This window comes from Pseudomonas sp. GL_117, from assembly GCF_057835125.1.
On the sequence record NZ_CM174418.1, the window covers coordinates 4,499,699 to 4,523,559 of the forward strand.

At 62.1% G+C, this 23,861-nt stretch carries 22 protein-coding genes; 19 read left to right on the plus strand and 3 right to left on the minus strand.

All coding sequences use genetic code 11. The features are described from left to right. The first annotated feature begins 354 nt into the window (after positions 1 to 354). Positions 355 to 957, plus strand: coding sequence for a hypothetical protein (locus AC3ISR_RS20380; RefSeq protein ID WP_463984063.1), 603 nt, complete (start codon positions 355 to 357; stop codon positions 955 to 957). A gap of 61 nt (positions 958 to 1,018) precedes the next feature. Here AC3ISR_RS20380 and aceK read toward each other — a convergent pair whose 3' ends face one another. Beyond that, positions 1,019 to 2,740: a bifunctional isocitrate dehydrogenase kinase/phosphatase gene (gene aceK, locus AC3ISR_RS20385; RefSeq protein WP_192297107.1), complete on the minus strand. Its 1,722-nt coding sequence runs from the start codon at positions 2,738 to 2,740 to the stop codon at positions 1,019 to 1,021. A 389-nt stretch (positions 2,741 to 3,129) separates the two neighbouring features. Between aceK and AC3ISR_RS20390 the strand changes: the two genes are divergently transcribed. From AC3ISR_RS20390 to AC3ISR_RS20405, 4 genes are all read left to right on the plus strand, one after another. Continuing rightward, positions 3,130 to 4,755 carry a methyl-accepting chemotaxis protein gene (locus tag AC3ISR_RS20390; RefSeq protein WP_463984062.1) on the plus strand — a complete coding sequence of 542 codons (1,626 nt, stop codon included), beginning with the start codon at positions 3,130 to 3,132 and terminating at the stop codon, positions 4,753 to 4,755. 52 nt (positions 4,756 to 4,807) lie between these two features. Next, a complete protein-coding gene (locus AC3ISR_RS20395; protein ID WP_226454935.1) occupies positions 4,808 to 5,692 on the plus strand; it encodes a DMT family transporter in 885 nt (294 codons plus the stop codon). Between the two features lie 223 nt (positions 5,693 to 5,915). After that, entirely contained in the window at positions 5,916 to 6,707 is a 792-nt protein-coding gene (locus tag AC3ISR_RS20400) for a CPBP family intramembrane glutamic endopeptidase (protein ID WP_305391333.1), read from the plus strand. 73 nt (positions 6,708 to 6,780) lie between these two features. Next, the gene (locus tag AC3ISR_RS20405) at positions 6,781 to 8,346 is read left to right on the plus strand and encodes a methyl-accepting chemotaxis protein (RefSeq protein WP_192297111.1); all 1,566 of its coding nucleotides are present in this window, start codon (positions 6,781 to 6,783) and stop codon (positions 8,344 to 8,346) included. Between the two features lie 94 nt (positions 8,347 to 8,440). Here AC3ISR_RS20405 and AC3ISR_RS20410 read toward each other — a convergent pair whose 3' ends face one another. After that, entirely contained in the window at positions 8,441 to 9,133 is a 693-nt protein-coding gene (locus AC3ISR_RS20410) for an alpha/beta family hydrolase (RefSeq protein WP_192297112.1), read from the minus strand. Between the two features lie 79 nt (positions 9,134 to 9,212). Between AC3ISR_RS20410 and ccoN (AC3ISR_RS20415) the strand changes: the two genes are divergently transcribed. The 14 genes from ccoN (AC3ISR_RS20415) (at position 9,213) to hemN (ending at position 23,319) form a co-directional block, all read left to right on the plus strand. Continuing rightward, a complete protein-coding gene (gene ccoN, locus AC3ISR_RS20415; RefSeq protein WP_192297113.1) occupies positions 9,213 to 10,637 on the plus strand; it encodes a cytochrome-c oxidase, cbb3-type subunit I in 1,425 nt (474 codons plus the stop codon). Positions 10,638 to 10,647: 10 nt separating this feature from the next. After that, positions 10,648 to 11,256, plus strand: a complete 609-nt coding sequence (gene ccoO, locus AC3ISR_RS20420) for a cytochrome-c oxidase, cbb3-type subunit II (protein WP_192297114.1) — start codon at positions 10,648 to 10,650, stop codon at positions 11,254 to 11,256. 3 nt (positions 11,257 to 11,259) lie between these two features. Continuing rightward, positions 11,260 to 11,460 (plus strand): cbb3-type cytochrome oxidase subunit 3, encoded by a 201-nt coding sequence (locus AC3ISR_RS20425; protein WP_010208563.1) that lies wholly within the window; start codon positions 11,260 to 11,262, stop codon positions 11,458 to 11,460. After that, the gene (gene ccoP / locus AC3ISR_RS20430) at positions 11,457 to 12,389 is read left to right on the plus strand and encodes a cytochrome-c oxidase, cbb3-type subunit III (RefSeq protein ID WP_192297115.1); all 933 of its coding nucleotides are present in this window, start codon (positions 11,457 to 11,459) and stop codon (positions 12,387 to 12,389) included. Before AC3ISR_RS20425 ends, ccoP (AC3ISR_RS20430) begins: the two co-directional genes overlap by 4 nt. A 429-nt stretch (positions 12,390 to 12,818) precedes the next feature. Beyond that, positions 12,819 to 14,261, plus strand: a complete 1,443-nt coding sequence (ccoN, locus tag AC3ISR_RS20435) for a cytochrome-c oxidase, cbb3-type subunit I (RefSeq protein ID WP_192297116.1) — start codon at positions 12,819 to 12,821, stop codon at positions 14,259 to 14,261. Next, positions 14,261 to 14,869 carry a cytochrome-c oxidase, cbb3-type subunit II gene (ccoO, locus tag AC3ISR_RS20440; protein WP_003193167.1) on the plus strand — a complete coding sequence of 203 codons (609 nt, stop codon included), beginning with the start codon at positions 14,261 to 14,263 and terminating at the stop codon, positions 14,867 to 14,869. The genes ccoN (AC3ISR_RS20435) and ccoO (AC3ISR_RS20440) overlap by 1 nt, the downstream gene beginning before the upstream one ends. A gap of 5 nt (positions 14,870 to 14,874) precedes the next feature. Beyond that, entirely contained in the window at positions 14,875 to 15,060 is a 186-nt protein-coding gene (locus tag AC3ISR_RS20445; protein ID WP_003193169.1) for a CcoQ/FixQ family Cbb3-type cytochrome c oxidase assembly chaperone, read from the plus strand. Further along, a complete protein-coding gene (gene ccoP / locus AC3ISR_RS20450; RefSeq protein ID WP_192297117.1) occupies positions 15,057 to 16,034 on the plus strand; it encodes a cytochrome-c oxidase, cbb3-type subunit III in 978 nt (325 codons plus the stop codon). Before AC3ISR_RS20445 ends, ccoP (AC3ISR_RS20450) begins: the two co-directional genes overlap by 4 nt. A 365-nt stretch (positions 16,035 to 16,399) precedes the next feature. After that, complete coding sequence (ccoG, locus tag AC3ISR_RS20455) at positions 16,400 to 17,803, plus strand: cytochrome c oxidase accessory protein CcoG (protein ID WP_192297118.1); 1,404 nt, start codon at positions 16,400 to 16,402, stop codon at positions 17,801 to 17,803. 20 nt (positions 17,804 to 17,823) lie between these two features. Continuing rightward, positions 17,824 to 18,363 carry a FixH family protein gene (locus AC3ISR_RS20460; RefSeq protein WP_192297119.1) on the plus strand — a complete coding sequence of 180 codons (540 nt, stop codon included), beginning with the start codon at positions 17,824 to 17,826 and terminating at the stop codon, positions 18,361 to 18,363. Between the two features lie 114 nt (positions 18,364 to 18,477). After that, positions 18,478 to 20,922 (plus strand): heavy metal translocating P-type ATPase, encoded by a 2,445-nt coding sequence (locus tag AC3ISR_RS20465; RefSeq protein ID WP_463984218.1) that lies wholly within the window; start codon positions 18,478 to 18,480, stop codon positions 20,920 to 20,922. 22 nt (positions 20,923 to 20,944) lie between these two features. Next, positions 20,945 to 21,157, plus strand: coding sequence for a cbb3-type cytochrome oxidase assembly protein CcoS (gene ccoS, locus AC3ISR_RS20470; protein ID WP_192297121.1), 213 nt, complete (start codon positions 20,945 to 20,947; stop codon positions 21,155 to 21,157). Beyond that, complete coding sequence (locus AC3ISR_RS20475; RefSeq protein WP_226454929.1) at positions 21,150 to 21,833, plus strand: sulfite exporter TauE/SafE family protein; 684 nt, start codon at positions 21,150 to 21,152, stop codon at positions 21,831 to 21,833. Before ccoS ends, AC3ISR_RS20475 begins: the two co-directional genes overlap by 8 nt. A gap of 103 nt (positions 21,834 to 21,936) precedes the next feature. After that, a complete protein-coding gene (hemN, locus tag AC3ISR_RS20480) occupies positions 21,937 to 23,319 on the plus strand; it encodes an oxygen-independent coproporphyrinogen III oxidase (RefSeq protein ID WP_192297123.1) in 1,383 nt (460 codons plus the stop codon). Here hemN and AC3ISR_RS20485 read toward each other — a convergent pair whose 3' ends face one another. Further along, positions 23,320 to 23,769: a hypothetical protein gene (locus tag AC3ISR_RS20485; RefSeq protein ID WP_463984217.1), complete on the minus strand. Its 450-nt coding sequence runs from the start codon at positions 23,767 to 23,769 to the stop codon at positions 23,320 to 23,322. Between the last annotated feature and the right edge of the window lie 92 nt (positions 23,770 to 23,861).

Here is a 23,861-nt window from a genome sequence, read left to right on the forward strand (position 1 = left end):
TCCTGACTGGCTGTTCATTAACGCCGACTCAGAACGGAGCTCCTATGCCAATCGACTCATCCACTGCCACCCCCCATCTACCTTCTTATGCAGACGCGATGCGTGCGCAGCCTCGATCGGCTGACTCGCTGCCACCGCCAGCCTATGAATTCCCGCCCAGCTATACAAAAAACGCCAGTGAGCAGCCTGCGAACCGCCAGGCCTCATCTACGCCAACCACCAACCTGACAGCGAGCCGAATCAGCAGTCAACCCAGCGCGCAAGCCATGCGCGGGATGAACGCACTGAGTGGATTCTCCCGCTGACTGGCCACGTACACGCGCCCTCTCACCACGTACAGGACATGAAATCGTTATGCCCATTGACTCCAATAGCTATGCCTACAGCAATAGTGGTAACAACCACAATTACGCCAACAAATATCAGTCCATCGCGCCTGAGACCTCGACATCGCACAGTTCCTGGCATAACCCGGAACCCCGCGAGCGCTCATCCAGTACCTATTCAAGCGCCAGCTCATCGCAACCACTGCTCAACCAAACACCCAGTTCATCATTGAGTGCCACCCAAAAAACCAATGTCCAGGCACTCACCCATCAGCACAGCGTCCTGTCGACGCTTCCTGAACAGTTTCCGACGTCTGCAATCCCTAAAGAAAGCTATAACAAGGCCCTGAACCTGACGGAAAAACGCATCAACCAGGAACAGAACCCTCCATCCAGCAGGAACCCAGTGACCCAGTACAAACACCGCCAGGAGGTCAAGAAAACAGACAAAGAGCTGGGGAACGAGATGAAAAATCTCTACAAACAAGCTAGAGATGTTCAGACAAACGGCACCAACCAGACCGACAAAAACCGCGCGTCCAACCACTCGGACTCACTGTTGGCGCTAGGCAACGGCCAGCCTTGGCTGAAAGATGTGCGCAAGGAAAACAGAAAAGCGGAAGGCGTCTAATGCCTTGTCGATCAGGCCCGGCCTGATCGACACCTTCGCATTGCCTGGCGTATGACGGGCTTTAGTCGGCCGTTCGACCGGTGCGTCGGTAAGGGAAAACATCAATAACCTTACCGGCGCGAATCGCCTCTTGCAGCCCCTTCCAATAATCGGCGTTGTACAACTCGCCGTGCAATTCATTGAACAACTTGCGCTGGCCCGCATCGGCAAACAGAAACGGCGGGAATTCTTCGGGAAACACATCCAGCGGGCCAATGGAGTACCAGGGCTCGGAGGCCATTTCATCCTCGGGGGTGCGCGGCGCGGGGATGTGGCGGAAGTTGGCCTCGGTCAGAAAGCAGATTTCGTCGTAGTCATAGAACACCACGCGGCCGTGGCGGGTGACGCCGAAATTCTTGAGCAACATGTCACCCGGAAAAATATTCGCCGCCGCCAATTGCTTGATGGCCAGGCCATAGTCTTCCAGGGCCTCGCGCACTTGGGCGGGGTTGGCGTGGTCGAGGTAGAGATTGAGCGGGGTCATGCGCCGTTCGGTCCAGCAGTGGCGGATCAGCACCGTGTCACCTTCGACTTCGACGGTGCCGGCGGCGACTTCGAGCAATTCGGCCAGGCACTCGGGCTCGAATTTGCTCAGGGGGAAGCGAAAGTCGGCGAATTCCTGGGTGTCGGCCATGCGCCCGACGCGGTCGACGCTTTTGACCAGCCGGTACTTCTCGATCACGGTGGCGCGGTTGACGTTTTTCGACGGCGAAAAGCGGTCCTTGATGATCTTGAACACGGTGTTGAAGCCCGGCAGCGTGAACACGCTCATGACCATGCCGCGCACGCCGGGGGCCATGATGAACTGGTCGTCGGTGGTCGCCAGGTGGTTGATCAGCGCGCGGTAGAACTCCGACTTGCCGTGTTTGTAGAAGCCGATGGAGGTGTACAGCTCGGCGATATGCTTGCCCGGCAGGATGCGCCGCAGAAAGCCGATGAATTCCGCCGGCACCGGCACATCGACCATGAAGTAGGAACGGGTAAACGAAAAGATGATCGACACGTCGGCTTCGTCGGTGATCAACGCGTCGATCTGGATGCCCTGCCCTTCACGGTGCAGCAGCGGGATCACCAACGGCCATTGTTCGTCGCGGGTATAGATGCGTCCTACGAGGTACGCGCCTTTATTGCGGTAGAGCACCGAGGAAAACAGCTCGACCTTGAGGTCCGGGTCCTTGCACACCCAGTCCGGCAGGTTCTCGCGCAATTGCGCTTCGAGGCGGCGCAGGTCGGCGGGCAGGTCGGCGTAAGGCTCGCTGAAGCGGTAGTCGGCAAAGATCTGTCCAAGCATCCCGGCGATGTTGCCCGCCGGCAGGTAGTTGCGGGTTTGCGCCGCACGCGCCCGGCGCAGGCTGGGCCGGGTGGTGTGGATGAACATGCAGCCGTCGCTGATCAAGTCGTGGCTGAACAGGCCGCAGAAAATCGAGTTGTACCAGGTCTCGGACAGCTCATCGTCGAAACGCAGGTCGATCAGGCCGATGTAAGCGTTTTTCACCAACGGCCACAGGCCTACGTCCAACAGCTCGTCTTCGCTGAAGCTGGCGCGCAGGCGCGTGGTCACTTCACTGACCTTTTCTTCATACAGGTTGATCCGCGCCGCCGACGCCGCCTGCCCCAGCTGCCACTGGGCCTTTTCGAAACGCTCGCGGGCGCCATCGGTGATCTGGCGGAAGTGCTCGCGGTAATCGTCAAAGCCATCGAGGATCATGCGGGCGATGGCAAGGGCGGGCGTCGGTTGCGACATGCGGGAAACCTCTACGGGAATCTGGAAGCCCTGAGCTTAGCCAGTGTAGGAAGGCAGGAGAAGGAGGTTTTTTCGCGCACGGTTGTACAACTTGGTGCACTTCGTACATTTACTTTCAATTTTCATAAGTCGACCAGCCGGTCAATAAATGCACCAAAACGTCGCAGTGGATTTTTCCGCACGCCTGAAACGCCGTAGCTTGGCGGGTTGGCCGTGAAAAACAGCGCATGTCACTCAAGCGCAGTGATGTGTAACCGCATCGATGCAACGTAAGGGAAACCCTGATTACCTCATTAGTGGCACTTTGATATACAGCGCGCCCCTCCCCACCCTAACAAGGTCAAAAGACCGACCCGGGGACAGGTTCTAATCGCCTAAGGAGCATTGAGATGTCATTGAGGAATATGCGGATCGGCGTGCGTGCCAGTCTGAGTTTTGGGGTTCTGGCCAGCCTGCTGGTGATTGTCGGCCTGTTTGGCCTGGGGCAGATGGCCAAGCTGCGCGAAAGCGCGCTGATCATCGAGCAATCGTGGATGCCGAGCATCGAGAATATCCACGACAGCGCCGCCTACGTCGCCAGCATCCGCCTGGAAACCTTGCGCCTGGCGACCACTGATGAGTCGCGGATTCGCGACAACAGCAAAAGCCTGATCACCCGCCAGCGCAGCGAACTGCAAACCTTGCTGGAACATCACGAGACCTTGCTCAGCAACGATCAAGAGCGCGAGTTGCTCAAGCAGCTCAAGGTCAATGTGAACAGCTACCTCAACCTGGTCGGGCAGATCATCACGCTGGTGGACGGCGACCAGCAACAAGACGCCATCGACCTGCTCAACACGCGCCTGGCGCCCCAGGGCGTGGTCCTCGGCAAAAGCCTGGAAAGCCTGATTACCTTTAACCAGAGCGGCGTCGAGTCGGCGGTGGATGCGGCCGCGCGCACGTACTCGAGCGCGCTGTGGGTGGTCGGCCTGATCATCGTGTTTGCGTTGATCGCGACCTTGGCGCTGGCCTGGCTGCTGACACGCAGCATCACCGCCCCCATCAGCCAGGCACTGACGGTGGCGCGCACCATCGCCGCCGGAGACTTGAGCCAGCCGATCACTGTGCAAGGCAAGGACGAACCGGCGCAATTGCTCGGCGCCCTGGCCGGCATGCAGGCCGAGTTGCAGGCCACCATCCGAGGCATCAGCGAATCGGCGCAACAACTGGCCTCCGCCGCGGAAGAGATGAGCTCGGTGATGGAACAGAGCACCCGTGGCCTGCAAGCGCAGAACGATGAAATCGAACAGGCCGCCACCGCCGTCACCCAGATGAGCGCGGCGGTGGACGAAGTGGCGGGCAATGCGGTGTCCAGCGCCGAGGCGTCGAAGGCGTCCGACGAAGACAGCAAGCACGGCCACTACCAGATCAGCGAAACCATCAGTTCGATCCAGAACCTGGTGGACGAAGTGCTCGGCGCCTCGAACAAGGCCGAAGGCCTGGCGGTGCAGGCCCAGGACATCAGCAAGGTGCTGGAAGTGATCCGTGGCATCGCCGGGCAAACCAACCTGCTGGCCCTCAACGCAGCGATTGAAGCCGCCCGCGCGGGCGAGGCCGGCCGTGGTTTTGCAGTGGTCGCCGACGAGGTGCGCTCGCTGGCGCAACGCACCCAGGACTCCACCGAAGAAATCGAGCAGATGATCAACGGTATCCAGCAAGGCACCCAGGACACCGTCGGCGCGCTGAACAGCAGCGCGGAGCACGCCGGCCAGACCTTGCAGCGGGCCAACAGCGCCGGCAGCGCCCTGGAAAAGATCACCGCAGCCATTTCGCAGATCAGCCAGCGCAACCTGGTGATCGCCAGCGCCGCCGAACAGCAGGCACTGGTGGCCCGCGAAGTCGACCGCAGCCTGGTGAACATTCGCGACCTGTCCACCCAGACCGCCGCCGGAGCGACCCAGACCTCGGCCGCCAGCCAGGAACTGTCGCGCCTGGCGGTGGACCTCAATGGGTTGGTCACACGGTTTGTCCTGTGATCCGCGCAGGGCTCGTGCAACACTCGCCGCCTGATTGATGTAGGAGTGTTCTGTGAGACCTGTCGACACCGTATACCTGCTGGGGCTCGCTGCCATTTGGGGCGCGAGTTTCCTGTTTATGCGCATCATCGCACCGGAACTCGGGGCAGTGCCGACCGCGTTTTTCCGCGTGTCGATTGCCGCCGCCGGCTTGCTGGCGATGCTCGCGGTAATGCGCGTGAAGTGGGATTTCCAGGGCAAGTTCAAGACCGTCCTGCTGCTGGGGGTCATCAACTCGGGCATCCCGGCGACCATGTATTCGGTGGCGGCCCAGGTGCTGCCAGCGGGTTACTCGGCAATCTTCAACGCCACCACGCCGTTGATGGGCGTGTTGATCGGCGGGTTGTTTTTCAGTGAACGCCTGACGCCGTCGAAACTCGCCGGGGTCAGCCTGGGCCTGCTGGGCGTCGGCGTACTGACCCGCGCGGGGCCGGTGGCGTTTGACCTGGAACTGTTGATGGGCGCGCTGGCCTGCCTGGTGGCCACCACCTGTTATGGCTTTGCCGGGTTCCTCGCACGGCGCTGGCTGGATCAACGCGGCGGGCTGGACAGTCGCTTGTCGGCCTTGGGCAGTATGCTCGGCGCCACCCTGTTTCTGCTGCCGCTGTTCGCCTACAGCGCCATCAACCATCCGCCCGCGAGCTGGGGTGGCTGGCCGGTGTGGGGGTCGTTGCTGGGGTTGGGGCTGGTGTGTACGGCGCTGGCCTACGTCCTGTACTTCCGCTTGCTGACGGCCATCGGGCCGGTGAAGTCGATGACCACGACCTTTCTGATCCCGCCATTTGGGGTGTTGTGGGGCGCGCTGTTGTTGGGCGAGCCGTTGTCGATGGCCCATGTGTATGGCGCAGTACTGATTGCCGGAGCGCTATGGCTAGTCCTACGCCGCCCAAACCTGTAGTGAGCGGGCTTGCCCCGCGCTGGGGGGCGCAGCCGCCCCAAATCCAACCGCCTGCGTCTTACTGATACACCGAGGTGCCTGGGTTTAGGGCGGCTGCGCCACCCAGCGCGGGCAAGCCCGTTCACTACAGGTTGTCGGGGAAGGCCGGGGCGTGGAGGAGTTTTCATCTGGCACCTGTAGGACGGCCGCTATAATGCCGCCCAGATTTTTCCAAGGATTCCCCATGCTCACATTGCCCTGGCTGTACCTGGCACTTCTTTCCATTGGCTATGGCCTGGCCCTGATCTACGGGCAATTGGGCGTGCTGGCCGGGGTGTCGGTGGCCCTGTTGTTGCTGGCCGGCTACGCGGTACGCCAGCAACGCACGCCATGGGCACGCTACCTGGGCCACGGCTTGTTTATCGTGCTGGCCTTGAGCCTGGCGCTGCACTGGTTGCCGGGTTTCTACAACGGCCGCGGCATTGACCCGCAGCGGTTGACCCCGGATGCAGTGCCCTTCTCGATGTACCTGAACCAGGACAAACCGCTGATCGGCTTCTGGCTGCTGCTGGCCTGCCCGTGGATCGTGGCGCGTCGTTCGTTGCGCCTGTCGATCTGCGTCGCAGCACTGGCCCTGACCCTCACGGCTGTTGCCGCGCTGGGTGGCGCGGCGTTGCTGGGCATGATCAGCTGGGCGCCAAAATGGCCGGAGCAGGCGTGGCTGTGGGTGTTGAACAACCTGCTGCTGGTCACGCTGGTCGAAGAAGCGCTGTTCCGTGGCTACATCCAGGGCGGCTTGAGCCAGCGCTTCAAACAGCTGCCCTACGGCGACAACCTCGCACTGCTGCTGGCCTCGCTGTTGTTCGGCCTGGTGCACCTGGGCGCGGGCTGGCAGTGGGTGCTGCTGGCCAGCATTGCCGGGGCCGGTTATGGCCTGGCGTATCGCTTTGGCGGGTTGGGCGCAGCGGTAGCGACGCACTTTGGCTTGAACCTGCTTCACTTCGGTTTGTTTACGTACCCGATGCTGGCCGGTTGATTGTTGCAAAAATAAGTTAAATAAACCCCTGCCCGTGCCGATACCCATTGAAAGCCTTGCGGATTGAACAATCATGCGTAATAACCAACCCGTTACCCAGCGCGAACGTACTTTCCCCGCTCAGCAACGGTTGATCTCCACCACAGACGCCAAGGGTGTGATCACCTACTGCAACGACGCATTTGTCGAAATCAGTGGGTTCACCCGTGACGAACTGCTGCGCGCACCGCACAACCTGGTGCGTCACCCGGATGTACCGGCGGCTGTGTTCGCGCATATGTGGTCCACGCTCAAACAAGGCTTGCCATGGATGGGCATTGTCAAGAACCGCTGCAAGACCGGGGATCACTACTGGGTTAACGCCTACGTGACGCCAGTCTTCGACGGCAACCAGGTGGTCGGCTACGAATCGGTGCGCATCAAGCCCACCGCCGAGCAGATCCGCCGGGCCGAAGCGCTCTATCAACGCATCAACCAGGGCAAGTCGGCCGTTCCCCAGCGGGACAAGTGGCTGCCGGTATTGCAGGACTGGGTGCCGTTTATCCTGGTCAGCCAACTGAGCTTCATGATCGGTGCGTCGCTCAACTCCCACTGGGGCTTCGCCCTGGCGGCGGGCTTGTCGGTGCCGCTCGGCCTGCTGGGCCTGAGCTGGCAGCAGCGCGGCCTCAAGCGTTTGCTACGCCTGGCCGAGCAGACCACCTCCGACCCGTTGATCGCGCAGATGTACACCGACAGCCGTGGCGCACAGGCGCGATTGGAGATGTCGATCCTCAGCCAGGAAGCCCGTCTGAAGACGTGCCTGACACGCTTGCAGGACACTGCCGAGCACCTCAACGACCAGGCAGCGCAGTCCAACACTCTGGCGCACAACAGCTCCAGCGGCCTGGAACGCCAGCGCGTGGAGACCGAACAGGTGGCCACCGCGGTCAACCAGATGGCGGCAACCACCCAGGAAGTCGCCAGCCACGTGCAGCGCACCGCCGATGCGACCCAGGAGGCCAATCGCCTGACCGGTCGTGGCCGCGACATCGCCGGGGAAACCCGCGAGGCGATTCAGCGCCTGTCGGTGGCCGTTGGCGAGACCGGCGTGACCGTCACCCAACTGGCCAAGGACAGCGATGAAATCGGCGGCGTGGTCGACGTGATCAAAGGCATCGCCGACCAGACCAACCTGCTGGCGCTCAACGCCGCCATCGAAGCGGCACGTGCCGGTGAGATGGGCCGTGGTTTTGCGGTGGTCGCCGACGAGGTGCGCCAACTGGCCCAGCGTACGGCCGAGTCCACCGGGCAGATCCATACCTTGATCGCCAAGCTGCAGCAGACTGCCGCCGCCGCCGTCCAGACCATGGACGCCGGGCATCGCCAGGCCGAAGAAGGCGTGGCGCGGGTAATGGAAGCGGATCAGGCGTTGGTGGGTATCAGTGAGGCGGTGGCGCATATCACCGATATGACCACCCAGATTGCGGCGGCAACCGAGGAGCAAAGCTCGGTGGCGGAAGAGATCAGCCGCAATATCAGCACGATCGCGCTGTTGGCGGATCAGACGTCGGAGCAGGCGTTGAATTCGGCGCAGTTGAGTGAAGAGCTGACGCATACCGCCAATACCCAGTATTCGCTGGTGGAGCGGTTCAACCGGTAAATCGCTTTCGCGAGCAAGCCCGCTCCCACATTCGACTGCATTCCAAGGGATGTACACGGTTAAATGTGGGAGCGGGCTTGCTTGCGAAGAGGCCCTAGCAGCCGCCGAGAAACCCAGCCACTTTCAGCGCCGCAGCGGCCAGATGCTGCTCATGACTGAACCCCGAAGCCTTCAACGGCTTCAAGTCATGATCCCCCGCCACCAGCCACATCACCTCGATGTTCGGCGACAACACATAGCCTTCCACCGCCGCCCGATTCCCCAGGGCATCGCGCTCGCCCTGCACGATCAATGTCGGCGTCTTCAACCCCGCCAGATGCTCGACCCGAGGTTTCTCCGGCTTGCCCACCGCATAGAACGGATAACCCAGGCACACCAGCCCATCAGCGCCCAATTCATCCGCCAACAGACTGGCCATGCGCCCGCCCATGGACTTGCCGCCCACCGCCAGCTTCCCAGCGACATGACGTCGCACCTCGGCATACACCTCCCGCCAGGCGTCCAGCAGTTTCGGCGCCGGGTTCGGTGGGCGTTTACCGCCGTCCACACGGCGCTGGGCCATGTAGGGGAACTCGAAGCGCAACACGTTCACACCGTGCCCGGCAAGGCGTGCAGCCATGTCGCCCATGAAGGATGAGTCCATCGGTGCACCGGCGCCGTGGGCCAGGATCAACGTTACAGGCGTATGTCCTGCAACGTTCGACGCGACATCCCACAGCCATCCGCGTTCCCGCACACACTGCGCCCATTGATCCCCGTCAATACTGGCCTTGTGCTCTTTGCCCATGCTTGCCTCGCTATTTAGTCTGCCTATAACTCCAGCCCAAGTGCGGCATTTGCTTGGGTTGAACCGTGGATGGGGAACCATGAACACTACTTTAAGTACCGCCTATAACTACAAGGTGGTCCGCCAATTCGCCATTATGACGGTGGTGTGGGGCATCGTCGGCATGGGGCTCGGGGTTTTTCTCGCCGCCCAATTGGTCTGGCCTGCTCTGAACTTCGATCTGCCGTGGACCAGCTTCGGCCGCCTGCGCCCGCTGCACACCAACGCGGTGATCTTCGCGTTCGGTGGCTGCGCGCTGTTCGCCAGCTCCTTCTACTCGGTGCAACGCACCTGCCAGACCCAGCTGTTCGCGCCGAAAATCGCCGCGTTCTGCTTCTGGGGCTGGCAGTTGGTCATCCTGCTGGCCGCGATCACCTTGCCGCTGGGCTACACCAGCTCCAAGGAATACGCCGAGCTGGAATGGCCGATCGACATTCTCATCACCATCGTCTGGGTGGCCTACGCCATCGTGTTCTTCGGCACGGTGATGAAGCGCAACACCAAGCATATCTATGTCGGTAACTGGTTCTTCGGTGCGTTCATCATCACCGTGGCGATCCTGCATATCGTCAACAACCTGGAAATCCCGGTCAGCCTGACCAAGTCCTACTCCCTCTACGGTGGTGCGACGGATGCCATGGTGCAGTGGTGGTACGGGCACAACGCGGTAGGCTTCTTCCTCACCGCCGGTTTCCTGGGGATGATGTACTACTTCGTGCCGAAACAGGCCGAGCGTCCGGTGTATTCCTATCGCTTGTCCATCGTGCACTTCTGGGCACTGATCACCCTGTACATCTGGGCCGGTCCTCACCACTTGCACTACACCGCGCTGCCGGACTGGGCACAGTCCCTGGGCATGGTGATGTCGCTGGTGCTGCTGGCTCCGAGCTGGGGCGGCATGATCAACGGCATGATGACCTTGTCGGGCGCCTGGCATAAGTTGCGCAGCGACCCGATCCTGCGCTTCCTGGTGGTATCGCTGGCGTTCTACGGCATGTCGACGTTTGAAGGCCCGATGATGGCGATCAAGACCGTGAACGCCCTCTCCCACTACACCGACTGGACCATCGGCCACGTACACGCGGGTGCCCTCGGCTGGGTAGCGATGATCTCCATCGGCGCGCTGTACCACATGATCCCGAAAATCTTCGGCCGCGAGCAGATGTACAGCCTCGGCCTGATCAACGCGCACTTCTGGCTGGCCACCATCGGCACCGTGCTCTACATCGCCTCGATGTGGGTCAACGGCATCGCCCAGGGCCTGATGTGGCGTGCGGTCAACGAAGACGGCACCTTGACCTACTCCTTCGTCGAAACCCTGGTGGCCAGCCACCCAGGCTTCATCGTGCGGTTGGTGGGCGGTGCAGTATTCCTCACCGGCATGTTGCTGATGGCTTACAACACGTGGCGCACCGTGCGTTCGCCACAGCCTGTCGAAGCCGCCACCACTGCGCAGCTGGCCTGAGGAGTCTGTGATGAAACACGAAACGATTGAAAAGAACGTCGGCATCCTGATGCTGCTGATGGTGCTGGCCGTGAGTATCGGCGGCCTGACCCAGATCGTCCCGCTGTTCTTCCAGGACGTCACCAACAAGCCGGTGGAGGGCATGAAGCCCTACACCGCGCTGCAACTGGAAGGCCGTGACATCTACATCCGTGAAGGCTGCGTACAGTGCCACTCGCAGATGATCCGTCCGTTCCGCGCCGAAACCGAACGCTACGGCCACTACTCGGTCGCTGGCGAAAGCGTGTGGGACCACCCGTTCCTGTGGGGCTCCAAGCGTACCGGGCCGGACCTGGCACGTGTCGGCGCACGCTACTCGGACGACTGGCATCGCGCGCACTTGTACAACCCGCGCAACGTGGTGCCTGAGTCGAAAATGCCGGCCTACCCGTGGTTGGTCACAGCCCCGGTCGACAGCAGCCACACCGAGAAAAAGTTGAGCGTGATGCGCACCCTCGGCGTGCCGTACACCGACGACGACATCAGCGGCGCAGTCGCCAGCCTCAAGGGCAAGACCGAGATGGACGCGCTGGTTTCGTACCTGCAAGTGCTCGGCACTGCCATCAAGAGCAAGAGGTGAGCCATGGGATTTGAATTCGATGCGGGCACCATCCGCGGCCTTGGCACGCTGGTCGTCGCCATCGCCTTTATCGGCCTGTCGCTGTGGGTGTTCAACAACCGGCGCAATGCGGAATTCGAGCAGGCGCGCCTGCTGCCGTTCGCCGATGAACCCTCTCCATCCGACGCTCAAGAAGAGCCTGCAATAAGGAGCACCCGGCCATGACCCTATTTTGGAGTACATGGATCTGCGTACTGACCCTGGGTAGCCTGATCGGCCTGACCTGGCTGTTGATCGGCACCCGCAAGGGCGAGACCAAGGGCAGCGTCGACCAGACCATGGGCCACGCCTTCGACGGGATCGAGGAATACGACAACCCGCTGCCCCAGTGGTGGTTCATGTTGTTCGCCGGCACCCTGGTGTTTGCGGTCGGCTACCTGATCCTCTACCCGGGCCTGGGCAACTGGAAAGGCGTATTGCCAGGCTACGAGGACGGCTGGACCCAGAACAAGGAATGGGACAAGGAAATGGCCAAGGCCGACGCCAAGTTCGGGCCGATCTTCGCCAAATTCGCAGCCATGCCCGTGGAAGAAGTCGCTAAAGACCCGCAAGCGTTGAAAATGGGCGGCCGCCTGTTTGCCTCCAACTGCGCGGTGTGCCACGGCTCGGACGCCAAGGGCGCATACGGTTTCCCGAACCTGGCGGACAACATCTGGCGCTGGGGCGGTTCGGCCGAGGCGATCAAGACCACCATCCTCAACGGTCGCCACGCGGCGATGCCGGCCTGGGGTGAAATCCTCGGCGAAGACGGTGTGAAAAACGTGGCCGCCTATGTCCGTCACGACCTGGCCAAACTGCCATTGCCGGCCGACAGCACCGCCGACCTGGCCGCCGGCCAAGCCGCGTTCAACACCACCTGCGTGGCCTGCCACGGCCCGCAAGGCCACGGCATGGAAGCCATGGGTGCGCCGAACCTGACCGAGCCTGCCGGTTTCATCTACGGCACCAGCCTGGCGCAGTTGCAGCAGACCATCCGTCACGGCCGTCAAGGCCAGATGCCGGCGCAGGATGTGCTGCAAGGCAACGATAAGGTGCACTTGTTGGCGGCGTATGTTTACAGCTTGTCCCATGGGGAGCAGAAGGCTGCGCAGTAACCAGACTTCGTAAACCCTTGAAGCCCCGCCCGGTGTAAACCGGGCGGGGCTTTTTTGTGGGGCTCGCTTGCTGCTCGCACTGGCAAAGTAGCAACGTAACATCGGGCTTTCACTCGCTGCGTCCTCGCGACCTTTTGTCACACCCCCTCCAAAGCACAACTTTCCCCTCTTGCCATTCGGGTCTACGCTTCCCCACAGCGGACCGGTTCTGGCGTACGCGACGACTCCCGTCGCGAGCCGAAAAAATTCCTGTCCACTTGATCAGCTTTTGAATTCCGATTTTATCCTTACGCAAAACAGGGAAAGGGCGCAGAATCTGGCGTGGAACGCCTTGACCCAGGTCAGCGTTGCGTTGCATTGGCCTCTCGCTTTCTACATACTTGCGGCCGATTTTTACCTATAAAAAAACCTAAACCGTGGAACCTTAGAATGAGCACAGCAATCAGTCCGACTGCTTATAACTATAAGGTAGTCCGCCAGTTCGCCATCATGACGGTGGTCTGGGGGATCCTTGGCATGGGGCTCGGGGTCTTCATCGCCTCGCAACTGGTCTGGCCGGAATTGAACTTCGGCTTGCCCTGGACGACCTTCGGTCGCCTGCGCCCGCTGCACACCAACCTGGTGATCTTCGCCTTCGGTGGATGTGCGTTGTTTGCCACCTCCTACTATGTCGTGCAGCGAACCTGCCAGACGCGACTGATCTCCGATGGCCTCGCCGCGTTCACCTTCTGGGGATGGCAAGCGGTGATCGTCGGGGCCGGCATCACCTTGCCGCTGGGCTACACCACCACCAAGGAATACGCTGAGCTGGAATGGCCCATCGCCATTTTGCTCGCGATCGTGTGGGTGATCTACGCGGTGGTGTTCTTCGGCACCATCACCAAGCGCAAGACCAAGCACATCTATGTGGGTAACTGGTTCTACGGCGCCTTCATCCTGGTCACGGCGATGCTGCACATCGTCAACCACGCCTCCTTGCCGGTCAGCCTGTTCAAGTCCTACTCGGCCTACGCCGGGGCGACGGACGCGATGATCCAGTGGTGGTACGGGCACAACGCGGTCGGTTTTTTCCTGACCACCGGTTTCCTGGGGATGATGTACTACTTCGTGCCGAAACAGGCCGAACGTCCTATTTACTCGTACCGCCTGTCCATCGTGCACTTCTGGGCGCTGATCACCCTGTACATCTGGGCCGGCCCGCACCACTTGCACTACACCGCGTTGCCGGACTGGGCGCAGTCCCTGGGCATGGCGATGTCGATCATCCTGCTGGCACCCAGCTGGGGCGGCATGATCAACGGCATGATGACCCTGTCGGGCGCCTGGCATAAATTGCGCACCGACCCGATCCTGCGTTTCCTCGTGGTGTCGCTGGCGTTCTACGGCATGTCGACCTTCGAAGGGCCGATGATGGCGATCAAGACCGTCAACTCGCTCTCCCACTACACCGACTGGACCATCGGCCACGTACACGCCGGCGCCCTTGGTTGGGTGGCGATGATCTCCATCGGCGCGCTGTACCACATGATCCCGAAAATCTTCGGCCGTGCGCAGATGCACAGCGTCGGGCTGATCAACACGCACTTCTGGCTCGCCACCATCGGCACCGTGCTCTACATCGCCTCGATGTGGGTCAACGGCATCACCCAGGGCCTGATGTGGCGTGCGATCAATGATGACGGCACCCTCACCTACTCCTTCGTCGAAGCCCTGCAAGCCAGCCACCCGGGCTACATCGTCCGTGCCCTGGGCGGCGCGTTCTTTGCCACCGGCATGCTGTTCATGGCCTACAACGTCTGGCGCACCGTGCGTGCTTCCGACCCTGCAGAAGCCGAAGCAGCCGCCAAGATCGTCGTTGTGGGAGCCCACTGATGAAGCATGAAGTAGTCGAGAAGAATATCGGCCTGCTGGCCTTCTTCATGGTCATCGCCGTGAGCATCGGCGGCCTGACCCAGATCGTTCCACTGTTTTTCCAGGACGTCACCAACAAGCCGGTCGAAGGCATGAAGCCGCGTACCGCCCTTGAACTGGAAGGCCGCGACGTCTACATCGCCAACGGTTGTGTCGGCTGCCACTCGCAGATGATCCGCCCGTTCCGCGCCGAAACCGAACGCTACGGCCACTACTCGGTCGCCGGCGAAAGCGTGTGGGACCACCCGTTCCTGTGGGGCTCCAAGCGCACCGGGCCGGACCTGGCGCGTGTCGGCGGGCGTTACTCCGATGACTGGCAGCGTGCGCACTTGTACAACCCGCGCAACGTAGTGCCTGAATCGAAAATGCCGGCGTACCCGTTCCTCGTGGAAAACAAGCTCGACGGCAAGGACACCGCGAAGAAGATGGAAGTCTTGCGCACCCTGGGCGTGCCCTACACCGACGAAGACATCGCCGGTGCAGCCGCAGCCGTGAAGGGCAAGACCGAAATGGACGCATTGGTGGCCTACCTGCAAGGCCTTGGCACCATCATCAAAAGCAAACGGTGACCTTCATGGATATCGGGATGATTCGAGGCCTGGGCACCGTCGTGGTGATGGTGGCCTTTATCGGCCTGGCGCTGTGGGTGTTCAGCCCCCGCCGCAAGTCGGAGTTTGACGACGCGACCATGCTGCCCTTTGCGGATGATCCCGAAGCCATCAAGCACGTCGAGCAAGCTTCTAGGAGTAACAAAGAATGACTACGTTCTGGAGTCTGTACGTCACAGTCCTCAGCCTGGGAACCATCTTCGCCCTGACCTGGCTGTTGCTGTCGACCCGCAGGGGGCAGCGCGCCGAACAAACCGACGAGACCGTCGGCCACTCGTTCGACGGCATCGAGGAATACGACAACCCACTGCCGAAATGGTGGTTCATGCTGTTCGTCGGCACCATCATCTTCGCCCTCGGTTACCTGGCGCTGTACCCCGGCCTGGGCAACTGGAAAGGCCTGCTGCCGGGCTACGCCTACCTCGACAACGACAAGCAAACCCCCTTCGCCAACGGCCAGGCCGGCTGGACCGGCGTGCACGAATGGGAAAAGGAAATGGCCAAGTCGGACGCCAAGTTCGGGCCGATCTTCGCCAAATTCGCGTCGATGCCGATTGAAGAAGTGGCCAAGGACCCGCAAGCCCTGAAGATGGGCGGCCGTTTGTTCGCCTCCAACTGCTCGGTGTGCCACGGTTCCGATGCCAAGGGCGCCTATGGCTTCCCCAACCTGACCGACGCCGACTGGCGCTGGGGCGGCGAGCCGGCAACGATCAAGGAAACCATCATGAAAGGCCGCCACGCGATCATGCCGGCCTGGGCCGAAGTGATTGGCGAGCAAGGCGTGGCCGACGTGGCCGGTTTTGTACTGACCAACCTCGATGGCCGCAAACTGCCGGAAGGCGCCAAGGCCGACGTGGCCAACGGCGAGAAACTCTTCGCCACCAACTGCGTCGCCTGCCACGGCCCGGCCGGTAAAGGCACACCAGCCATGGGCGCGCCGGACCTGACTCACCCTGGCGCGTTCATCTACGGTTCGAGCTTCGCCCAACTGCAACAGACCATCCGTTACGGCCGTCAGGGCCAGATGCCTGCGCAGGAACAACTGCAAGGCAACGACAAGGTGCACTTGCTGGCGGCGTATGTTTACAGCCTGTCCCATGGCAACAAGAAGGCTGAGGAGCAGTAACGCCGCTCACCACCTTTGAAAACCCTGAAAAACCGGTGTGGGAGCGGGCTTGCCCGCGAATGCGATAGTCCAGGCACAGAGGTGTCGACTGATACACCGCATTCGCGGGCAAGCCCGCTCCCACATCAGCTTCATCACATCAGATCGCTGGTTTTTGAAGGCCGAGCCCGCCAAAACCGACCATACTTGCCAAGTCAATTGATCCAGATCACGTACACCATCAATTGATTTCCCCCAACGCGACCAAAGGTCGCACCCTTTGCGCACCATCGGGGGCGTATCATTAGGCCACTGCAACACCCTTAATTTGACCCCGGCCGGCACGTACTGACCGAGGCAAATCTCCACCGCCGTGGGATGCAATGATGAGCGACCAGATACCGGTACATGACGTTACCCCCCCTGCCAAAACCGTCGATCTCTACGCCTCGCGAGAGAAAATCTACACCCGCGCCTTCACTGGCCTGTTCCGCAATCTGCGCATGCTCGGCGGCGCGGGATTGTTCCTGCTCTACTTCGGCACCGTGTGGCTGAACTGGGGTGGCCACCAGGCTGTGTGGTGGAACCTGCCGGAACGTAAATTCTTTATTTTTGGCGCCACCTTCTGGCCCCAGGACTTCATCCTGCTTTCGGGCATTCTGATCGTTGCGGCCTTTGGCCTGTTCTTTATCACCGTCTACGCCGGGCGCGTGTGGTGCGGGTATACCTGCCCGCAAAGCGTGTGGACGTGGATTTTCATGTGGTGCGAAAAGGTCACCGAAGGCGACCGCAACCAGCGCATCAAGCTCGACAAGGCACCGATGGGCGCCAACAAGTTCCTGCGCAAATTCAGCAAGCACACGCTGTGGCTGCTGATCGGCTTTGTCACTGGCATGACCTTTGTCGGCTACTTCTCGCCGATCCGCGAGCTGGTGATCGACTTCTTCACCGGCCAGGCCGATGGCTGGTCGTATTTCTGGGTTGGCTTTTTCACCCTCGCCACCTACGGCAACGCCGGCTGGCTGCGCGAGCAGGTGTGCATCTACATGTGTCCGTACGCGCGCTTCCAGAGCGTGATGTTCGATAAAGACACCCTGATCGTTTCCTACGACCCGCGCCGTGGCGAACTACGCGGCCCACGTAAAAAAGGCAGCGACTACAAGGCCCAGGGCCTGGGCGATTGCATCGATTGCACGATGTGCGTGCAGGTGTGCCCGACCGGGATCGACATCCGCGACGGCCTGCAGATCGAATGCATCGGTTGCGCCGCATGCATCGACGCCTGCGACAACATCATGGACAAGATGGACTACCCGCGCGGCCTGATCAGCTACACCACCGAGCACAACCTGTCCGGGCAGAAGACCCACAAACTGCGCCCCCGCCTGATCGGCTACGCGCTGGTATTGCTGGCAATGATCGGCCTGCTGGTCGCCGCCTTCTTCATGCGTTCGCTGGTCGGTTTCGACGTGAGCAAGGACCGTGTGCTGTACCGCGAAAACGCCGAAGGCCGCATCGAAAACGTCTACAGCCTGAAGATCATGAACAAGGACCAGCGCGACCACACCTACGTGCTCGACGCCGCCGGCCTGCCGGACCTGAAGCTGCAAGGCCGCCGCGAGATCAAGGTGGCTGCGGGCGACATCATCAGCATGCCGGTAGAGCTGTCGAGTGCGCCGGAGCAATTGCCGTCCAGCACCAACGAGGTCAAATTCATCCTCACCGATGCCGACGACCCCGACGTGCGAATTGAAGCCAAGAGCCGGTTCATTGGCCCACAAGTCCGTTAAGTTAAATAGAGAGCAGAACAATGCCCGTAGCGACTGCCACAAGCCCTTGGTACAAGCACCTCTGGCCCTGGATCATCATTGCCATCCTGGCCTGCTCGGTGACTTTGACCTTGTCCATGGTGACCATCGCGGTGAACAACCCGGATAACCTGGTCAACGACAACTACTACGAGGCAGGCAAAGGCATCAACCGTTCCCTCGACCGCGAACTGCTGGCCCAGACCCTGCAACTGCGCGCCAAGGTGCACCTGGATGAGCTGACCGGCGAAGTCGACGTGCACCTGACCGGCAACAGCAACCCGGCCAACCTGGAACTCAACCTGATTTCCCCGACCCAACCGGAGAAGGACCGCAAGATCAACCTGGCCCGCAGCGCCAGCGAACCCGGCCGCTATATCGGCCAGGTCACCGACAAGGTCGAAGGCCGCCGTTTCGTCGAACTGCTTGGAGTGGAAGGCGACCGCACCTGGCGCATGTTCGAAGAGGAGCAGGTCAGCCACGACAAGGATTTGCTGTTGGGGGATGAGCCGCTGCAAGGTGCCGAAGACCTGAAAAAGTAATAAGCCTGCGCTTCGCGCTTCGCGAGCAAGCCCGCTCCCACAGGAGACCGCGATCCCATGTGGGAGCGGGCTTGCTCGCGAAGAGGCCCTAACAGCCACTACAGATTCCAGCCCATGACCACCCCTTGCTACCACTGCGCCCTGCCCGTCCCCTCCGGCAGCCGGTTCACCGCCGAAATCCTCGGCGAACGCCGCGAACTCTGCTGCCCGGGTTGCCAGGCGGTGGCCGAAGCCATCGTCGCCGGTGGCCTGGAAAGCTACTACCAGCACCGCAGCGAAGCCTCGGCCAACCCTGAGGCGCTGCCGGTGCAATTGGTGGACGAACTGGCGCTGTATGACCGCGCCGACGTGCAAAAACCCTTCGTCCACCACAGTGGCGAACTCGCCGAAACCACCCTATTGATGGAAGGCATCAGTTGCGCCGCCTGCGGCTGGCTGATCGAAAAACACCTGCGCAACCTGCCCGCCGTGGCCGAGGCGCGCCTGAACCTGTCCAACCATCGCCTGCACGTGCGCTGGGCCGATGGGCAATTGCCGTTGAGCCAATTGCTCAGCGAGTTGCGCCATATCGGTTACGCCGCCCACCCCTATCAGGCCGACCGTGCCGCCGAGCAACTGGCCAACGAAAACCGCCTGGCCCTGCGCCAGCTCGGCGTCGCTGGATTGCTGTGGTTCCAGGCGATGATGGCAACCATGGCCACCTGGCCGGAATTCAACATCGACCTGAGCGCGGAGCTGCACGTTATCCTGCGCTGGGTGGCGATGTTTCTGACAACCCCCATCGTGTTCTACAGCTGCGCGCCATTCTTCAAGGGCGCCCTGCGCGACTTGCGCACCCGCCACCTGACCATGGATGTGTCGGTGTCCCTGGCAATTGGCGGGGCCTATCTGGCGGGGATCTGGACCGCGATCACCGGCGTCGGCGAGCTCTACTTTGATGCCGTGGGCATGTTTGCCCTGTTCCTGCTGGCCGGCCGTTACCTGGAGCGGCGCGCGCGGGAACGCACGGCGGCGGCCACCGCGCAGTTGGTCAACCTGTTGCCCGCCTCGTGCCTGCGCCTCAAGGCCGATGGCCAGAGCGAACGCATCCTGCTGCGTGAATTGGCCGTGGGTGACCGCGTGCTGGTGCATCCCGGCGCGGTGTTGCCGGCGGATGGGGTGATCCTCGACGGTCAATCGAGCATCGACGAGTCCCTGCTCACCGGCGAATACCTGCCACAACCACGCCAGGTCGGCGATGCGGTCACCGCCGGTACGCTGAATGTCGAAGGCGCGCTGAGCGTCGAAGTGCGCGCCCTGGGCCACGACACCCGCCTGTCCGCCATCGTGCGTCTGCTGGAACGGGCCCAGGCCGAGAAGCCGCGCCTGGCCGAAATCGCCGACCGCGCCGCGCAGTGGTTTCTGCTGTGCTCGCTGATTGCCGCTGGCGTGATCGGCCTGGTGTGGTGGCAACTGGATTCGTCGCGGGCGTTCTGGATCGTGCTGGCGATGCTGGTCGCCACCTGCCCGTGCGCCTTGTCCCTGGCCACGCCGACCGCCCTCACCGCCGCCACCGGCACCCTGCACAAACTCGGGCTGCTGCTGACCCGCGGCCATGTGTTAGAAGGCCTGAACCAGATCGACACGGTGATTTTCGACAAGACCGGCACCCTCACCGAAGGGCGCCTGGCACTGCGCGCGATCCGCCCGTTGAGCGCACTGAACAGCGACGACTGCCTGAGCCTCGCCGCCGCCCTCGAAAACCGCTCCGAACACCCGATCGCCCGCGCCTTTGGCCGCGCACCGCTGGCCGCCGACGAAGTGCTCAGCTCCCCCGGCCTTGGCCTGGAAGGCCGCGTAGGCGAGCGCCAGTTGCGCATCGGCCAGCCGGCCTTTGTGTGTGCACTGAGCGGCTGTGCGATCCCGACGCCCCCCGACGAAGCCGGCCAATGGCTGCTGCTGGGCGATACCCAGGGTGCCCTCGCCTGGTTCGTCCTCGATGACCGTTTGCGCAGCGACGCCCCGGCGCTTTTGGCGGCGTGCAAGGCCCGCGGCTGGCGTACGCTGCTGCTGTCGGGGGACAGCTCGCCGATGGTCGCCAGCGTCGCCGCCGAGCTGGGCATCGACGAAGCCCACGGCGGCCTGCGCCCCGACGACAAGCTGCACATGCTGCAACAGTTGCACCAGCAGGGCCGCAAGGTGCTGATGCTCGGCGACGGGGTCAACGATGTACCCGTGCTCGCCGCCGCCGACATCAGCGTGGCCATGGGTTCAGCCACCGACCTGGCGAAAACCAGCGCCGATGCAGTGTTACTGTCCAACCGCCTGGACGCGCTGGTGCACGCCTTCAGCTTGGCGCGGCGCACCCGTCGGGTCATCATTGAAAACCTGTTGTGGGCGGGCTTGTACAATGGCCTTATGCTGCCGTTTGCCGCCCTGGGTTGGATCACACCGATTTGGGCTGCGGTCGGCATGTCCCTCAGTTCATTGACCGTGGTGCTCAACGCCCTGCGCCTGACTCGTCAACCGAGCGCGCCGGCCGCCAACGCCCCTTTAGTCACCCGTCCGCTGCCGGCGTGAGCCGCGCGAACATGGAGTACACATGCCAGCTCTCTACGTGATGATTCCGGCGGCGCTGCTGTTGGTAGGCGTGGCCATCTACATCTTCTTCTGGGCGGTGGACAGCGGCCAGTACGACGACCTCGACGGCCCGGCCCACAGCGTACTGTTCGACGATCAGGACCCGAACCACCTGGCCGCCGTCGACGAAGCCAACCACCCCGAACAACCACCGAAAGACCCACCCCATGCTTGAACTGGCGCCATTGCTGGTCTCCGCGCTGATCCTCGGCCTGCTGGGCGGCGGCCATTGCCTGGGCATGTGCGGCGGGCTGATGGGCGCGTTGACCCTGGCGATCCCCAAGGAACAACGCAGCCGCCGCTTTCGCCTGCTGCTGGCGTACAACCTGGGGCGCATCCTCAGCTATGCCACCGCCGGTTTGTTGATCGGCCTGGCGGGCTGGGCCGTGGCCAACAGCCCGGCGGCAATGTTCATGCGCGTGCTCGCCGGGCTGCTGCTGATCTGCATGGGGCTGTACCTGGCCGGTTGGTGGAGCGGCCTGACCCGCATCGAGAGCCTCGGACGCGGCCTGTGGCGGCATATCCAGCCGATTGCCAACCGTTTGCTGCCGGTGTCCAGCCTGCCACGTGCGTTGCTGTTGGGCGCGCTGTGGGGCTGGTTGCCGTGCGGGTTGGTCTACAGCACCTTGCTGTGGGCGGCGAGCCAGGGCAATGCGCTCGACAGCGCAGTGCTGATGCTCGCGTTTGGCCTGGGCACCTGGCCGGTGCTGCTGGCCACCGGGCTGGCGGCGGAGCGGGTGACCGCGTTATTGCGCAAGCGCAGCGTGCGCATGGCGGGTGGCGTGCTGGTCATGCTCTTCGGGATCTGGACGCTGCCCGGCCCGCATCAGCACCTGTTGATGGGCCACTGAATCGCTCTGTGGCATAGCGCCGCTGCCTGTTGATGCAAATCAAGGTGCCCTCCCTGCAACGCCCCTAGACTCGGCCCATTAGCCTATCCGGGGGAACGCCCGCATGCTCGACGCCATTCGTTGGGACACTGATCTGATTCATCGCTACGACTTGGCGGGGCCGCGCTACACGTCCTACCCCACCGCCGTACAATTCGACAGCCAGGTCGGCACCTTCGACCTGCTCCACGCCCTGCGCGACAGCCGCAAGGCCGCGCGACCGCTGTCGCTGTACGTGCACGTGCCATTCTGCGCGAACATTTGCTACTACTGCGCCTGCAACAAGGTCATCACCAAGGATCGCGGGCGCGCCCAAGGCTACTTGCAGCGTCTGGAGCAAGAGATCCAGTTGATGGCCTGCCATCTCGACCCGAAACAGCCAGTGGAGCAACTGCACTTCGGCGGCGGCACCCCGACGTTTCTCAGCCACGATGAACTGCGCCAGGTCATGGCCAGCCTGCGCCGCCACTTCAATTTGCTCGGCGACGATTCCGGCGACTACGGCATCGAGATCGACCCACGCGAAGCCGACTGGGCCACCATGGGCCTGCTGCGTGAGCTGGGCTTCAACCGTGTGAGCATCGGCTTGCAAGACCTCGACCCCGAGGTGCAGCGCGCGGTCAATCGCCTGCAAAGCCTGGAAGAAACCCGCGCAGTCATCGATGCGGCGCGCACCCTGCAATTTCGCTCGATCAATATCGACCTGATCTACGGCCTGCCCAAGCAAACGCCGATCAACTTCGCGCGCACCGTGGAAGAAGTGATCAAGTTGCAACCCGATCGCCTGTCGGTGTTCAACTACGCCCACTTGCCGGAACGCTTCATGCCGCAGCGGCGGATCAACACCGACGACCTGCCCTCCCCGGCGGAAAAACTGCTGATGCTGCAAACCACCATCGAGCAACTGACCCAGGCCGGCTATCGCTACATCGGCATGGACCACTTCGCCCTGCCGGATGACGAATTGGCCATCGCCCAGGAAGAAGGCACCCTGCAACGCAACTTCCAGGGCTACACCACCCACGGCCATTGCGACCTGATCGGCCTGGGCGTGTCGGCCATCAGCCAGATCGGCGACCTGTATTGCCAGAACAGCAGCGACCTCAACGCCTACCAGAACACCCTGGCCGGCGCGCAACTGGCCACCAGCCGTGGCTTGGTGTGCACCACGGACGATCGTTTGCGGCGGGAAGTGATCCAGCAGTTGATCTGCAATTTCAGCCTGGCATTCGACAAGGTCGAACAGACCTTCAATATCGATTTTCGCGGCTATTTCGACGAGATCTGGCCGCAACTCGAAGCCATGGCGGCAGACGGCCTGATCGAACTCGATGCCCAGGGCATCCGGGTGTTGCCAGCCGGGCGGTTGTTGGTGCGGTCGGTGTGCATGGTGTTCGATGCGTACCTGGAGCACCAGAACCGGCAGCGGTTCTCCCGGGTGATCTGATCAACTCGACAACGCGAGGACTTTTCCGACGTCTTCCGAGCTCATGCCTTTCATCGCCTTGGCCAGGGACACCTGGGCGGTGACGAGCCCGGCCTGCAAGGAGCTGATGGCAGTTTGCAGGTTGGCGGTCTTCATCTGCCGTTCCTCTGCCGTCAGGCTTTGGTCCATGGCGATGGCTTGCAGCTCGGCCATCTTTTCCTCGAGCTGCTGCTTGATCTGGCGGATCATCTTCAGGATCTGTTTGACGTTATCGTCCAGGCCGCTGTCGTCGATGTCCGAATCGGGGCTTTTTGCCGCAGCCGCCTTGAATGCATCCGAGGAAATCGTCACCTTGACGCCTTCGGCCGCTGGCAACGCGGCGGTGTCCTTATCCTCGACCGCAGCGGCCGGCTGCGCGTCCGGCACCGTCGGCACGCGGAGCTGGGGGTTATTGACCGCGAAAACAATCATGGGCTGAGCTCCTGCTCGTAAAAACACGTCCTTGTATCGGCCTCGATACAAAAAGCTTTATACCTTTGCCGGTTTTTTGTACAGGCTGGCCT

Excerpts from the sequence above, each read along its gene's own strand:
- AC3ISR_RS20380 (WP_463984063.1), top strand. The coding sequence starts at position 355 with ATGCCCATTGACTCCAATAGCTATGCCTACAGCAATAGTGGTAACAAC.
- aceK (WP_192297107.1), bottom strand. The coding sequence starts at position 2,740 with ATGTCGCAACCGACGCCCGCCCTTGCCATCGCCCGCATGATCCTCGAT.
- AC3ISR_RS20390 (WP_463984062.1), top strand. The coding sequence starts at position 3,130 with ATGTCATTGAGGAATATGCGGATCGGCGTGCGTGCCAGTCTGAGTTTT.
- AC3ISR_RS20400 (WP_305391333.1), top strand. The coding sequence starts at position 5,916 with ATGCTCACATTGCCCTGGCTGTACCTGGCACTTCTTTCCATTGGCTAT.
- AC3ISR_RS20405 (WP_192297111.1), top strand. The coding sequence starts at position 6,781 with ATGCGTAATAACCAACCCGTTACCCAGCGCGAACGTACTTTCCCCGCT.
- AC3ISR_RS20410 (WP_192297112.1), bottom strand. The coding sequence starts at position 9,133 with ATGGGCAAAGAGCACAAGGCCAGTATTGACGGGGATCAATGGGCGCAG.
- ccoN (WP_192297113.1), top strand. The coding sequence starts at position 9,213 with ATGAACACTACTTTAAGTACCGCCTATAACTACAAGGTGGTCCGCCAA.
- ccoO (WP_192297114.1), top strand. The coding sequence starts at position 10,648 with ATGAAACACGAAACGATTGAAAAGAACGTCGGCATCCTGATGCTGCTG.
- AC3ISR_RS20425 (WP_010208563.1), top strand. The coding sequence starts at position 11,260 with ATGGGATTTGAATTCGATGCGGGCACCATCCGCGGCCTTGGCACGCTG.
- ccoP (WP_192297115.1), top strand. The coding sequence starts at position 11,457 with ATGACCCTATTTTGGAGTACATGGATCTGCGTACTGACCCTGGGTAGC.
- ccoN (WP_192297116.1), top strand. The coding sequence starts at position 12,819 with ATGAGCACAGCAATCAGTCCGACTGCTTATAACTATAAGGTAGTCCGC.
- ccoO (WP_003193167.1), top strand. The coding sequence starts at position 14,261 with ATGAAGCATGAAGTAGTCGAGAAGAATATCGGCCTGCTGGCCTTCTTC.
- AC3ISR_RS20445 (WP_003193169.1), top strand. The coding sequence starts at position 14,875 with ATGGATATCGGGATGATTCGAGGCCTGGGCACCGTCGTGGTGATGGTG.
- ccoP (WP_192297117.1), top strand. The coding sequence starts at position 15,057 with ATGACTACGTTCTGGAGTCTGTACGTCACAGTCCTCAGCCTGGGAACC.
- ccoG (WP_192297118.1), top strand. The coding sequence starts at position 16,400 with ATGAGCGACCAGATACCGGTACATGACGTTACCCCCCCTGCCAAAACC.
- AC3ISR_RS20460 (WP_192297119.1), top strand. The coding sequence starts at position 17,824 with ATGCCCGTAGCGACTGCCACAAGCCCTTGGTACAAGCACCTCTGGCCC.
- AC3ISR_RS20465 (WP_463984218.1), top strand. The coding sequence starts at position 18,478 with ATGACCACCCCTTGCTACCACTGCGCCCTGCCCGTCCCCTCCGGCAGC.
- ccoS (WP_192297121.1), top strand. The coding sequence starts at position 20,945 with ATGCCAGCTCTCTACGTGATGATTCCGGCGGCGCTGCTGTTGGTAGGC.
- AC3ISR_RS20475 (WP_226454929.1), top strand. The coding sequence starts at position 21,150 with ATGCTTGAACTGGCGCCATTGCTGGTCTCCGCGCTGATCCTCGGCCTG.
- hemN (WP_192297123.1), top strand. The coding sequence starts at position 21,937 with ATGCTCGACGCCATTCGTTGGGACACTGATCTGATTCATCGCTACGAC.
- AC3ISR_RS20485 (WP_463984217.1), bottom strand. The coding sequence starts at position 23,769 with ATGATTGTTTTCGCGGTCAATAACCCCCAGCTCCGCGTGCCGACGGTG.